The organism is Thalassospira sp. HJ (genome assembly GCF_000948415.1).
Taxonomy (GTDB): Bacteria; Pseudomonadota; Alphaproteobacteria; order Rhodospirillales; family Thalassospiraceae; genus Thalassospira.
The window spans coordinates 710,451-724,476 of record NZ_JYII01000012.1 but is presented as its reverse complement, the minus strand read 5'-3'; the positions used below and the strand labels follow the sequence as shown (position 1 = coordinate 724,476).

Annotated in this window: 12 protein-coding genes; 5 read left to right on the top strand and 7 right to left on the bottom strand. The window is 52.8% G+C overall.

The annotated features are described in order from the left end of the window. Positions 1–79: 79 nt before the first annotated feature. From glp to UF64_RS12225, 5 genes are all read right to left on the bottom strand, one after another. Positions 80–1,333 carry a gephyrin-like molybdotransferase Glp gene (gene glp / locus UF64_RS12245; RefSeq protein WP_044828794.1) on the bottom strand — a complete coding sequence of 418 codons (1,254 nt, stop codon included), beginning with the start codon at positions 1,331–1,333 and terminating at the stop codon, positions 80–82. 82 nt (positions 1,334–1,415) lie between these two features. Beyond that, positions 1,416–3,125, bottom strand: a complete 1,710-nt coding sequence (locus tag UF64_RS12240) for an iron ABC transporter permease (RefSeq protein WP_044828793.1) — start codon at positions 3,123–3,125, stop codon at positions 1,416–1,418. Positions 3,126–3,258: 133 nt separating this feature from the next. Further along, entirely contained in the window at positions 3,259–4,284 is a 1,026-nt protein-coding gene (locus UF64_RS12235; protein WP_082049734.1) for a Fe(3+) ABC transporter substrate-binding protein, read from the bottom strand. Positions 4,285–4,520: 236 nt separating this feature from the next. Continuing rightward, positions 4,521–5,537, bottom strand: coding sequence for a Fe(3+) ABC transporter substrate-binding protein (locus tag UF64_RS12230; RefSeq protein ID WP_044828792.1), 1,017 nt, complete (start codon positions 5,535–5,537; stop codon positions 4,521–4,523). A gap of 182 nt (positions 5,538–5,719) precedes the next feature. Continuing rightward, positions 5,720–6,553, bottom strand: coding sequence for a 3'-5' exonuclease (locus tag UF64_RS12225; RefSeq protein ID WP_200892674.1), 834 nt, complete (start codon positions 6,551–6,553; stop codon positions 5,720–5,722). A 366-nt stretch (positions 6,554–6,919) separates the two neighbouring features. Between UF64_RS12225 and UF64_RS12220 the strand changes: the two genes are divergently transcribed. The 5 genes from UF64_RS12220 (at position 6,920) to UF64_RS12200 (ending at position 12,928) form a co-directional block, all read left to right on the top strand. Then, the gene (locus tag UF64_RS12220) at positions 6,920–7,951 is read left to right on the top strand and encodes an ABC transporter substrate-binding protein (protein WP_082049732.1); all 1,032 of its coding nucleotides are present in this window, start codon (positions 6,920–6,922) and stop codon (positions 7,949–7,951) included. 158 nt (positions 7,952–8,109) lie between these two features. After that, the gene (locus tag UF64_RS12215) at positions 8,110–9,735 is read left to right on the top strand and encodes a hypothetical protein (protein WP_152630682.1); all 1,626 of its coding nucleotides are present in this window, start codon (positions 8,110–8,112) and stop codon (positions 9,733–9,735) included. Between the two features lie 104 nt (positions 9,736–9,839). Further along, the gene (locus UF64_RS12210; RefSeq protein ID WP_044828790.1) at positions 9,840–10,703 is read left to right on the top strand and encodes a proline/glycine betaine ABC transporter permease; all 864 of its coding nucleotides are present in this window, start codon (positions 9,840–9,842) and stop codon (positions 10,701–10,703) included. Further along, positions 10,703–11,731, top strand: coding sequence for a glycine betaine/L-proline ABC transporter ATP-binding protein (locus UF64_RS12205; RefSeq protein WP_044828789.1), 1,029 nt, complete (start codon positions 10,703–10,705; stop codon positions 11,729–11,731). Before UF64_RS12210 ends, UF64_RS12205 begins: the two co-directional genes overlap by 1 nt. Before the next feature lie 27 nt (positions 11,732–11,758). Further along, positions 11,759–12,928, top strand: a complete 1,170-nt coding sequence (locus UF64_RS12200) for an HD-GYP domain-containing protein (protein ID WP_052657622.1) — start codon at positions 11,759–11,761, stop codon at positions 12,926–12,928. Here UF64_RS12200 and UF64_RS12195 read toward each other — a convergent pair. Next, positions 12,925–13,431 (bottom strand): Mov34/MPN/PAD-1 family protein, encoded by a 507-nt coding sequence (locus tag UF64_RS12195; protein ID WP_052657621.1) that lies wholly within the window; start codon positions 13,429–13,431, stop codon positions 12,925–12,927. The two genes, UF64_RS12200 and UF64_RS12195, sit on opposite strands and share 4 nt — an antisense overlap. A gap of 44 nt (positions 13,432–13,475) precedes the next feature. Then, entirely contained in the window at positions 13,476–13,847 is a 372-nt protein-coding gene (locus tag UF64_RS12190; RefSeq protein ID WP_044828788.1) for a hypothetical protein, read from the bottom strand. Positions 13,848–14,026 lie beyond the last annotated feature (179 nt).

The following is a 14,026-nucleotide window of genomic DNA, read 5'->3' as shown; positions in this document are numbered from 1 at the left end:
CTTTCGCGGATTGGAGCCGATCCAACAGTCTGGCAATCCTTGATCGGTTGCCATGATGTGGATCACATCTCAGATGAATTCACTGCAGGCCGTGCAGCGGCAGATAAAGCACCTGATCACCCTTGGAGACCTGCCCGCAATCTTCGGGCACTTCAATCAGACCTTCGGCCCAGACCATCGATGACAACATCCCCGAACTGGTTGAGGCAAAGGCGATTGCTTCGAATTCACCATCATCATTTTGCACAAGGCGCGCGCGCAGCCATTCACGCCGACCGGTCATACGTTTGAAATCAAACCCGGACCGCACCGGAATGCGGGTGGGTGCCAGTCGGGACCGATCCGCCCCCATGGCATGACGCAACAAAGGCATCACATATAACAAGCCGGAAACCAGCACTGAAACCGGGTTGCCCGGCAGTCCAACCACCAGGCAATCACCAATCTTGCCCCGCATCAAGGGCTTGCCCGGCTTGATTGCCAGTTTCCAAGCGGTGATTTCACCAAGGCTTTCGACCACTGGCTTCAAAAGATCCGCCTTGCCGACCGAAACCCCGCCAGACGTCATGATAACGTCATGAGACTTTGCGGCATCAGCCAATGCGCCTTGCAACACGTCAAAATCATCGGCCAGCAAGCCAAGGTCGGTAACGTCACATCCAATGGAGCGCAGCATCCCGATCATGGCAAAGCGGTTGGAATCATAAATGCCGCCGGGCGGCAGAGGATCACCGGGAATGGCCAGCTCATCACCGGTCGAAAAGACAGCGACCTTCAACGCCCGGGCAACCGACAAGGTGCCACAGCCCTGCCCGGCGGCAATCGCGATATCCTGCGGGCGCAGGATCGCGCCAGCAGACAGGACCGTATCACCGGCCTTGATGTCTTCTCCCTGCCAGCGGATATTCTGATGCAAGCTGGTGCGCGCAATCACGTCTGCAGCAATTTCGATGACGCTTTCATCGGCGTTGGCCGTGACATTTTCCTGGATGATCACGCAATCGGCCCCATCCGGGATCGCAGCCCCGGTCGCAATACGAATGGCAGCCCCCTTGGGCAATGTTCCGTCATAAGGATGCCCGGCCAGCGAAACACCTACAACCGAAACCGGACCATCAATCCCGGCAAGATCTGCATGACGCAGAGCATAGCCATCCATGGCCGAGTTATCGACGGAGGGCACAGAAACCTTCGCCACGACGTCCTGACGCAAGACCGCACCATAACAATCACTGATCGGGCGGTCTTCTGTAGGCGCAATTACCGGCACCTCGGCAAAGGCAATATCGAGCGCGTCGGTAAGTTTGGTCAGTCCCGGTTTGATAAGTTGCATCTGGATGGTTTCCTGCCGGCCCTTGGTCTTGTTTTGGTTTTCAAATCTGCAATCAGGATAACGTGATCGCAGACATGGCGCATCAGGATTGTCCGCTATGCCCCGGGCGGGATTTCGATATTGCACGGCTGAGCATGATCACGGGCACGACACCGACCAGCACAATGGTCAGTGCGCCAAGGGCGGCATGTTCGATCATTTCATCCTTGGCAAACTGGTACACATGGGTGGCCAGCGTATCAAAATTGAACGGCCGCAATATCAGCGTTGCTGGCAATTCCTTCATGCCATCAACAAACACCAGAACTGAGGCCGCCAGAATGCCACCACGCACCATCGGGAAGTGAATACGCTTGAGCGTTCCCCACGGGCTTGCGCCAAGAGTGCGGGCTGCGTCATCCATGCTTGGGCGCACCTTGCCAAGGGCAGCCTCGATCGAGCCATAGGACACCGCCATAAAACGCACCGCATAGGCAAAGACCAGTGCAAACACCGTCCCACTGAGAAGCAAGCCAGTCGACACCCCAAAGGTATCACGCATGAGCGCATCCAGCGCGTTATCGAACCGCGCGAACGGGATCAGAACCCCGATGGCAAGCACAGCACCCGGCACGGCATAACCAACCGATGACAGGCGGACAAAGAATTTCAAAAGCGGTTGCGGGAATAAGCGCAGTGCATAGGCCATAAAGATAGCACAGCCGACCGCGACCAATGTCGCAAGCCCCGACACCAGAAGGCTGTTACCGGCAAACTCAAAGAAGTCCGCCGTCCAGCTTTGATCAAAATAGCCAATGGAATAATAGATCAGCACCAGTGACGGCACGACAAAGCCCAAGACAATCGGCAGGATACAGACCGCAAGCGCCCCGGCCTTGGCAAGCGGGGTCAGTTCATAACCTGGTAGTTCCTGGAAACGGCTGGTGGTATCATGGAAACGCTGACGGCGGCGCGAATAGCGTTCGATCACCATCAGCGCAATCACCACGGCCAGCATGGTCAGTGCAATCTGGGCCGCCCCACCGGCATTGCCCATACCGAGCCAGACATTGAAAATGCCCGCCGTCAGGGTGTGCACAGCAAAGAAATCAATCGTGCCGAAATCATTGAGCGTTTCCATCAACGCAATCACGACGCCGACGACAATGGCCGGTCGTGCCAGTGGCAGGGCCACCGTCAAAAACGAACTCCAGGCACTCCGTCCCAGAATACGGGCGGCTTCAATCGCGCAGATCGACTGCGACAGGAACGCCGCGCGCGCCAGCATGTAAACATAAGGATACAGCGTCAGGCTAAGGACAATGATCGCACCGCCCTTGGTGCGGATATCGGGGAACCAGTAGTCTGCCGCCGACTGCCAGCCAAAGATATCGCGCAGCATCCCCTGTAGCGGACCGGCATATTCCAAAAGATCGGTATAAACATAAGCCACGATATAGGCCGGAACCGCCATGGGCAGCAGCATCGCCCATTCAAAGAACCGCTTGCCCGGAAGACGACACATGGTGACAACCCATGCCGACGAAACCCCGATCAAGGTCACCCCGATACCGACACCCAGCATCAGAATACCGGTATTCTTGAGGTAGCGTGGCAACATGGTCGATGCCAGATGCGGCCAGATATTCTCGGTCGGGAAAAAGGCAATCCATGCGACGGCGACAATTGGCGCTGCCACCATCGCCGCAACAATAAACGCCCCGATCAGCCAGACAGCCGATTGACCACGCGGCAACCAACGCATCGCCGTGCGCCCGGATGGCGAACGCATCGGATCAAAGGTTTCCGTCATGGCGGCGGGCCGGATATCCTCTTCCTTTGGCGTCTGGCAAGCGTTGTTCAAGGCTGTTTCCGTTTCCTGCGTCGCGGATCATGCCACCCTGAGCGGGTTGGCCGGTCTTGATACCTTGGGATGGGCGTATGGTCTACTCGTTAAAGCCGACTTCATCAATCAGGCGGATCGCCGCCCCGCGATTGGCCGCAACCGTATTTAGCGGCAAGTCGTCATGCACAAAGGTTCCCCATGCCCGAACCTGTTCGGACCAGGCAACCCCAGGTTTGACCGGATATTCGAAATTAATATCGGCATACATGTGCTGGGCCTCGGCACTCGAAAGGAATTCCACCAGCTTGATGGCGTTTTCCTTGTTCGGTGCATGCTTCATCAGCGCCACACCGGAAATATTCACATGCGTGCCGCGATCTCCCTGATTGGGAAAGACGATGCGGACCTGCTTGGCGGCATCGGCCTTATTCGGATCATCAAGCATCTTGCCATAGTAATATGAATTGCCGATCGCGACATCACAGACGCCCTGTGCCACAGCTTCGATCTGATCGGTATCAGCCCCTTGCGGCTTGCGCGCGAGATTATCTTTGACTGCGGTCAGCCAGGTTTTGGTTTCTTCTTCCCCATGATGGGCAATCATCGAGGCGATCAGGGCAATGTTATAAACATGCATGGCCGAACGCACACAAATGCGGCCCTTCCATTTCGGATCAGCGAGCTCCTCATAGGTCGTGATGGCATCGGGTTCGACGCGATCAAGCGAGGTATAAAGTACGCGCGCACGCGTCGTCATCCCCACCCAAAGCTTGTTCTCATCGCGGAACTGATCGGGGATGTTGGCGTCCAGAACAGGACTTTCGATCGGCTGGGCGATATCGGCATCGACCGCGTCCTGGATACGTCCGATATCGACGGTCAGAAGCAGATCGGCCGGGGTATTGCGCCCTTCATGCTTGATGCGCTCCACCAGACCACTCTGTGAGAACAGCGTATTGACGCGAATACCGGTTTCCTCGGTAAAGCGCTTGAACATCGGTTCGATCAGAAACGGCTGTCTGAGCGAGTAGACATTAACTTCCTCTGCAGCATGGGCGGCGGATAGCGTCGAAAGCCCCATCGCGGAAACAACAAGACCAAAAACGGTTTTGCGCAGAGAAATCATAAAAGCCTCATCTGGATCAGCTGCGGGTGGCGCAGCAATTAGGAATGATTTGTATTTGCTGGTGGCGAAATTAAAGGGCCAGCATGCTTTTTTGCAAGCACGAAAACCACATAAGAGCCATACGGCAGGTCACAAAACCGCGACGGTGATGCACATGCAGCCCACCCTCGGAAACAGAAAAAGGGGTGGCATTGCACCACCCCTTTCAAAAAGACATTCTAGCTCAGTCGGTTTGACTATTCGTTATAACCGATCTCATCGACCATCCTGATCGCATCCGGGCTGAGACGTGCAATTTCAGCCAGCGACAATTCATCCGCTTTGAACGTGCCCCACGACTTTACGTTGTCGGCCCACTCAACGCCCGGCTTGACCGGGTATTCGTAGTTCACTTCAGCATAGATCTGCTGGGCAACGTCGCCTGCTAGGAATTCCATCAGTTTGACGGCATTGTCCTTGTTCGGCGCGCTCTTGATCAGGCTCATGCCCGAAATGTTCATCGACATGCCGCGACCATCCTGGTTCGGGAAGACGATATTTACCGACTCTGCCCACGGACGCTGCTCTTCATTGTCCATCATCTTGCCGAAGTAATAGGTGTTGCCAATTGCGATATCGCACTCACCTTCCTTGATCGCCTTGACCTGACCACGGTCATTACCCTGCGGCTTGCGCGCCAGGTTGTTCTTCAAACCTTCAAGCCACTCTTTGGCTTTTTCTTCGCCATGAACCGCGATCATGGATGCGAACAGTGCAACGTTATAAACGTGCGTGCCGGAACGGGTGCAAACCTTGCCTTCCCATTTCGGATCGGCCAGATCTTCGTAGGAGGTGATTTCACCTTCTGCCACGCGCTCCTTGGAAGCATAAATCGCACGACCACGCTGGGTCAGGGCAAACCAGTGACCTTCCGGGTCGCGCAGATGCGCCGGGATGTTGGAAGCCAGGGTATCGTTTGAAACGGCGTCAGTCACGCCAGCATCAACCGCCTGCTGAATGCGGCTGATATCGACCGTCATCAGGATATCGGCCGGGCTGTTTGCGCCTTCCTGTTTGATCCGTTCGACCAGACCTTTTTCGGCAAAGATCACATTAACGTCGATGCCGGTTTCGGCGGTGAATTTCTCAAACAGCGGCTCGACCAGAAACGCCTGACGCAGGGAATAAACATTAACTTCCTGTGCCGTTGCGGTTGTCGCTGCGATTGCGGTAGCGCCAAACACGGCCCCGCCAATGAGCTTTTTGATATCCATGTGAACGATCCCTGTTGAATTTGCTTTGGGCGTTAAGTGCCCTGACGTTGCAACTTACTTGCATCTGCAATGCAATTAAGATCAACTCGCATTCAATTCAACAGCGTTTCACCCTTTTCAACCGGGCAGTGTGACTCACTTCACTTATGCCAATGTGCGCATAAAACGGAATGATGTGGCATTCAAAGCACGTTAAACGACCCACCACTGGATTGCTTCCAGGCATCAAGGAATTCCTGATAGGCGGGAATGTCCCCTGCCCGTTCTTCAAGCCAGCCCACAGTCAGATTGATCGCATGGTTATAACCATCATGATCAGTCAACCCGGTATGAAGCGCATGACGTAGATATAGCAGATAGGTATTCAGAACATCCGTCTCGCAATAGCGGCGAATGCCATCAATCTCGCCATTGTCAAACATGTCGGACACCTTGCTGCCATCCACCCCGGTTTTACCGGGCAAATCAAGGGCGGCACACACCTCGTTCATCTTGGTACGCGCCGATGCACCGTAATCCGAAAGAACCTCGGCCAGATCGCAATGCCAGTGCGGCGCATAGCGTGCCGTATAGTTTTCCCACTTGTTTGACGCCTGATGCAACCAGCGGGCCGTGACCCCATGCTTCATCGCACGGTATTTCAGAACCGGCAGATCAAACCCGCGACCATTGAAACTGACCAAGCGCGGATAGAGCTTGCCGCAATAGGCAAAGAACCCGTTCACAAGGTCCTTTTCCTCGGATGCGAGCTCCCCGCCCGATCGCAATTCTTCGATCTCATACATTTCAAGGTCGCCGTCGCGCTGAATGGTCGCACGCAGAAAACTGATCGCCACCACCTTGTGGAACGGCTGACGCGGGAAGCCATTGCGGCCACTGGTGATTTCAAGATGATAATCTTCAAGCATCTTGCGCCCGGTTTCCGGATCGGGTGCGGTTTCACCAGTCAATTGCGGCAAGACATCAATATCGGGCACGGTTTCGATATCAAAGACAAACAGGCTGGAATGCATCATGGCGGCCCTCAATTCAAAATGCCCGGAAATGTATTTTGCCCAACATAACGACAAAGCCAGACAAATTCACGGGCGGAATTAAACAAGGCGGCGCGACAACCGTAAATCACACCACCTGACATCTCCTGCCATCCCTGTCAGGAGCATTGTGCAATGATATCAATATTAAAACACCATCACGTCAGCGTGACATTTCATACCGGGGGTTGCGCGCATTTGACAGCCAAGTCTAGAATTGCCGCACCTGTATCAGGGGCACGGTCATATGAAAGTGCCGGATCACGCCAAATCCGGACCTTTGCGGGCTTCTCGCACCGACCATGCATTTGATGCGATTCCGGACCGCAACAACGAAGGGACAGAAGGATGAAAACCCTGCCTACCGGAGCCGCAATGCTGTTGGCCGCTGGCCTCGCATTTATTTCCCATTCAAGCGCAAACGCGCAAGACGCAACCTGCGAAATTGACCGTCCGGTGATGTTTGCCGGGCTCAATTATGACAGCGCGCTTTTCCATAACGCTGTTGCCCGCTTCATCATTGAAAAGGGCTATGGCTGTCAGACCGATGCCCTGCCGGGCGATGTCATTCCGCTTCTGACCGGCGCTGGCAAGGGGGACGTTGACGTCGTCATGGAAATCTGGCGCGACAACGTTGCCGAAGCCTGGACCAAGGCCGAGGACGCCGGCAATGTCAGCCAGATCGGGGTGAATTTCGATGACGCCGTCGAAGGCTGGTTCGTGCCAAGCTACGTGATCCAAGGCGATGCTGATCGCGGGATTGAACCGATGGCGCCTGATCTGAAATCGGTCAATGATCTGGCGAAATATACCGAGCTGTTCGAAGACCCGGAAGAACCCGGCAAGGGTCGCTTCTATAACTGCCCGTCAGGCTGGGTCTGTGAAAAGGTCAATTCGGCAAAACTTGGCGCCTATGGCCTTGATGACGATTTCACCAACTTCCGCCCGGGCACGGGGGCTGCGCTTTCGGCCGCCATCGCGTCGGCCCATAAACGCGGCAAACCGGCCCTTTATTACTATTGGGGCCCGACCTGGGTGATGGGTCTTTATGACAGCACCCGTCTTGAAGAACCCGCCTATGACAAGGCGATCTTTGACGCGCTGAAAACCGAAGAAAACCCGACCAAGGCAACCGCCTATCCGCAAAGCACGATCACGATTGGTGTCAATAACGACTTCAAAGCCGCCGCACCGACCCTGATCAGCTTCTTGACCAACTATGAAACCAGCAACGCGCTGGTCTCGGAAATGCTGGCCTATATGCAGGAAAACAACGAAAAGCCCGACGGGGCTGCGATGTATTTCCTGAAATCCAAGCCGGATGTCTGGAAAGCCTGGGTGCCGGAGGATGTTGCCGAGCGCGTTGAAAGTGCGATGTAACCTTTAAGGTGCACCTATTCAAACACCCCGCCAGAGAAATCTCGCGGGGTGTTTTGCGTTTGGGAACAACGCCCACCACAATTCCCGATTGCAAAGCATCGCCAAGGCACGTTTAATCAGATAAACAGCATAAACTGCCGATGGCATTGAGGAGCCAGATGAATCAGGAAGAAACACTCGCGCTTTGGAAACAGGGCAAAGAGGCTTGGAATGCCTGGGCAGAAGAAATGCTGCGCCGTCGAGATGATTTACAAAAAAGAAGTGAACTCACTCTAGATGCATTCTCACTTGAAATTATTGGTGAAAACGAGTCTACCAAACAATGGATCCAGGCAGCACAAGCTGTTTTTTCGTCAGAAGAAAATCCCACCACTTTCTCGTCTGACATAGATTTAGACGGAGTAATTTTTCCATTCTCAGTCTCATTTTACTGCGCACAAATCCATGGGAGCATCAATTTTTCTCATTGCGTATTCGAACACACATTTAAACTCAAGAAATGCCTTATAAATGGTTCTATTAATTTTAGAGAATCTCATTTCAAGGGTTTATTCTCAATAGATGAGACCGAAATCAAAAGTGAATGCCTTTTTTTCGAAACGCTGTTCAATGATTCATGCCAAATCTACAGATCGAGCTTATGTGGATATGTGAACTTCAATTCAGCAGAATTTTCAGATGAGTTTCGTATAAGCGATTGCGCATTTTTATCAGACAGCTCTTTCTGCGGGGCAAATTTTGCCGAAACAGCAGATTTTCGCGATTGCAGCTTTTGGGGGGCGATTGAACTCAATTGGAGCACCTTTAAAAGCTCAACATCATTCATCAACTGCATGTTTTCAGCAGATTTCGAATTAAATGAAGTCCATTTTCAGAAAGATTTTTTCCTTCGCACCATAGAAGTTGGAGGTGTCTTCTCATCCCAAAAAAATGAATTTGACGATGAGGTTGTCATAGAAGACACCACTTTTAGTTCTGACTGCTCTCTCTCATACTGCACGTTTAAACGTTCGTGCTTACTACTGAACGTCAATTTTGGCGGGCACTCTGACTTTAAAGCGTCTAACTTTTCGCAAGGATTGTCATTTCACAGTTCAGAATTTCAATTCGTTCCAGATTTTTCTCAAACACACTTTCTCGAATCTCCTGCTCTAGATGGCGTTATTATTAAGTTCTCACCAACCCAAACCGTTAAATCTGATGAGAGCCAAAACAACACTTCGCTTGTCTGGAGGTATAGATCATTAAAAAGAATAGCAATCCAAGCTCATGATCATGGAAAAGAGCAGGAATACTTTGCTGCTGAACTTAAATCTCGGCGTTTATTCATTGATCGCCCTTGGAGTTTCCGCTGGTGGTTAAACTTAAGTTTCGAGGTTTTTTCTGACTACGGTCGGTCGATTTTGAGACCTCTTTTTTCTTGGCTGATATCTATTATTTTGTTTTCGTATCTATATTTTCTGCTGCATTTACCAAAAGGCAACTTCTGGGCGTTTGATGAGGGGAAATGTGTTGACGGAAACGGTTCAGCACTCAAATCTGCCGTACTTTTATCGACTAGCAAAGCACTCGTGTTCTCAGCAGCAAGTGGAAAAGAGGCCCAAGAGCTAGCAAAATTATGCCTCTATGGAGGAAATGCTAATGAAAGCTCTCCATATTCCTCCCCGTTGCCAAACCATTTATTTCACTCGTTGTTTTACTTAGAAGTCACACAGGTTATCTGGTCGAGCATACTGGTTTTCTTGATACTCTTAGGAATACGCAACCACTTTAAACTGAAATAGTCAGCAGATGTCAGGCAGGGTCCGATTAACGGTCGCGCCTGCGGGTTGATCTTGTTAGGCTCCTACGCTCATTGATTTTTTGAGCAGATCGGGCCGGTTGCGCCATGTTTCCAGAACAGTTGAATGTGCCGTTGGGCAAGTGGGTCAATCAGTTTGTTGATTGGCTGGTGATCAATTATGGCGCAGCGTTTGAGGCCTTTGCCGACAGTTTGCTGACCGTTCTGGTCGCACTCGAGCAGGTCTTGCGTGGTGCCCCCTGGTGGGTGGTTTTGATCACCATTGCCGTGATCACATGGCATGCCAGCAAAAACTGGAAGCTGGTTATCGGGCTGGTTGTCGCGATGTTTGCCATTGGCATGCTGGGTCTGTGGGACAAGGCGATGCAGACGCTGGCGCTGATGATTGTCGCGACGTCGCTTTCGGTGTTGATCGGTATTCCGGTCGGGATTGCCATGGCGATGTCCAATCGCCTGCGGGCTGTCATGTTGCCGATCCTTGATACCATGCAGACCATGCCGAGTTTTGTTTATCTGATCCCGGCCCTGATGCTGTTTGGCTTGGGAAAGGTCCCAGCCATTTTAGCCACGGTGATTTATGCCGCCCCGCCCGTCATGCGACTGACCGATCTTGGTATTCGTCTGGTTGATCAGGAAGTTCTTGAAGCATCCCGATCATTCGGGGCCAGCCGCAAGCAAATCCTGTTTGGTGTGCAGCTCCCACTTGCCCTTCCCAACATCATGGCCGGGATTAACCAGACGACGATGATGTCGATTTCGATGGTGGTGATCGCATCCATGATTGGCGCGCGCGGATTGGGCGAACAGGTCCTGATGGGCATTCAGCGTCTGGACGTAGGTGCTGGTATGGAGGCCGGTATTGCGATTGTTCTTCTGGCCGTGGTGTTTGACCGGATCGGCCAGGCCTATGGCAAGCGATCGCAGCGCAGTCCGAATGCGGAGGACGCGTGATGAGCTATATCGAAATCCGCAATATTTTCAAAATCTTCGGGCCCGACCCGAAATCGGCACTTGAACTGGCCAAGGGCGGTGCGGACAAGGATGAAATCCTTGCCAAAACCGGTCATACGGTTGGATTGCATGATGTGTCGCTGTCGATTGAACAGGGTGAAACCTTTGTCGTCATGGGCCTGTCGGGATCGGGGAAATCAACGCTTATTCGCCATCTTAATCGCCTGATTGATCCAACGGCGGGCAGCATTTCCTTTGGCGGGGAAGACATCCTTGCCATGGATATTCCGGCACTCAATGCGTTTCGCCGCCAGCGGCTTGGCATGGTGTTTCAACGGTTTGGGTTGCTGCCCCATCGCAATGTGATGGATAACGTCGCCTATGGGCTAGAAATCCAGGGCACTGCACGTAAGGACCGCGAAGCTGCGGCATCGAAATGGATCGCGCGGGTTGGTCTGGCCGGGTATGAGACCAAGTTCCCCGACCAGCTGTCAGGGGGCATGCAGCAGCGTGTCGGACTTGCCCGAGCGCTTGCGACCGATCCGGAAGTTCTGCTGATGGATGAGGCGTTTTCGGCCCTTGATCCGCTGATCCGGTCCGACATGCAGGATGAACTGATGAAGCTTCAGGCGGAGCTTCACAAGACCATCGTCTTTATCACCCATGACCTCGACGAGGCGCTTAAGATCGGCGATCGGATTGCGATTCTGAAGGACGGCAAGCTGGTGCAGGTCGGCCGGCCAGAGGAAATCGTGCTCAAGCCCGCAGATGACTATGTCCAGGCCTTTACCCGCGATGTAAACCGGTCAAAAGTCTTGCGTGCCCAATCGATCATGACGCCAAGCAGATCGGAAGCGAAACCTTTAGATAACGTCAGCTTCACTGTTGACGTCGATACTCGCCTAGAGGCGATTCTTCCCCAACTCATAACAACCGGTGATAGATCAATAATAGCCGTAATCGACCGAAACGAATGTATAGTTGGGCATATTCATAGGAATCATATTTTACAAGCACTATCAAATTAATGCAGATCGCCTGAGCACAAGTTCTTGATGTTCAATGAAAACGTGTATAGCAAACATGTCGTCGACTTTTACGATACTTGTCGGGGCAGCCAGATGTCGCAAAAATTGCGCACGACTTTGCACGTTTTCACAGAAGACGATCTGTTTGGGTATCTACCGACGACGGTAATGGGCGTTGAAGTGCAATTTTTAAACACGGAAGCACCAATTCCCGCCGAAGTTGAAGTGCTGCTTGTCGATATAGATCTTAAAGATCCTGCATTGATCGATAAGGTTAGGGCATTCCGTAATATCGCGAAACCAGAGACGCAGATTTTCATCACTGTTTCAAAAGGCGACAGGCAACATCAGAGGCAAGCAAGCGCCCTGGGTGCAAGAAAGACGGTATTGAAACCGCTCAGTGAAATCGGCCTCGCGATCGTGATCGAAGAACTTCGCACGCCTCATCGCTTCGCGACCAGTACAACCAAGTCCATCATTGCTGACTCCGCACGCGCAATGCGTGAAATTTTCGATCAAGCTGCTCAAAAAGAACCTATTGATACAGCTTTGATCGGAGAGACAGGACGCCAACTTGCTGAATCCGTTGCAGACCTTGGTGTTCTTGATTGGCTTGATACCGTTCGCATTTATCACAACTCGACATTCCAACATGTCCTGCTCGTGACCGGAATTGCCTGTGCATTTGCACAAGGCGTCGGCATGAACAGTCAAGATATCGCCAAACTGACGCAAGCAGGACTGCTGCATGACATTGGCAAAATATGGACACCGCCAGCCATTCTGGACAAAACCGGTAAGCTAAGTCCGGAAGAGTTCGCAATTATTCAAAGACACCCCAAAGATGGCTATCAGCGTCTTGCCAGCCAGAAAGATTTTCATCCTGATATCCTAGATGCCGTTTTGCACCATCACGAATACCTTGATGGCAGTGGCTACCCAGATGGATTACAAGCACATGAAATCCGCGATTTAACACGTATTCTCACCATCTGTGACATTGCCGGCGCCTTGTTAGAAAAGCGCCCCTATAAGAGTGCATTCACCATTGAGGAAACCCTCGGGGTACTTTTTGAGATGGCGTCACAGGGAAAGGTTGAGCGTGCTCTTGTCGTAGCACTGGCGAGGGTGTTTGACTGCGCTATTACAGCAGCAAAGCGTCCCAAAAGCGATCTCTACGAGAGCAAACAGAACTAAGCGTCTTCTCCACTGGAAGTGCTCCCAAGTATGATGCAGCGGCGGAAATAGCGGAGTTCGGGATGATCTGCATTGTCGCCTGCATCCGGATGAATGATGCGATACATGCCGCTTTCGGCTGCGCGGTTATGCTCTGTCGCGATCACCAGCCACAGAAAACCATTTTCATCGGCTCGCGCCCGGTCCGTTGGCGATGGCAGCGCCTTGCCATTGGGGTGGGAATGAAAACATCCCACAACCCGCTCCCCCTTCTGGCGCGCGTTGCGATGACAATCAATCAGGGATTGCGGATCAATCTCGAAATTGACAAGCGGGTCTTCGGCGACGTTTTTGGCAAAGACCACGCGTTCGATGCGGTTGGGGCTATCAATGGCAGCGATCAGAAGGCCGCAGGCTTCCTGGGGCCATTGCAGCGCACAGAAGTCGCGGATTTCCTCGTGCAGGGCATTGGCGAGCGCGATGTGGGTTTCGTCTTCCACCTCTGCTGGTCTATTGCCTGTCATGCCCTGCCCGTCCCCATCGCCACACACAACGCTTTGTAATCAGATTACTGCGCACCCTGATCAAGGATGATGCGGCCAAGCACCTTTTTCTCGGCGAGTGACACGATAACAAGACGCGTACCCTCGCCATGGCGGCCTTCGATATGAAGGGTCGCCTGCGTGCCATCAATGGAATAGCCGACAAGGCGCTCGTCATCACCTAGGTCGATGGTGATATCACCGAATACGCCGAGGGATTCTTGCTGAGCGACACTTGTGGTTCCGGCAACCGGAACAGATGGCGTCGCGGTTGGTTCACCGGTTTCGGTGACGGCGTCCGGGTTGTTCTTGTCCAGTGACAGGCCATAGACGACAAGTCCGATGCCCACCACAATCAGAATGCCCATGAACGCAACCAAAGCCTTAACTACACGCATCGTATTTCCAACTGACAAAGCTTGATGAAACCTGCATGCTCGCCAAAAGCGCGATCATACCAACCCTTATTCAAGGCCATAGCGACAAGCAGGCCCAATTGCAAGGCAACAAACACCCCGCAATGTCGCAATTCGTTGCAATCGCCGGACAAAACGCTACAAGCTGCCAGCACAGGCGC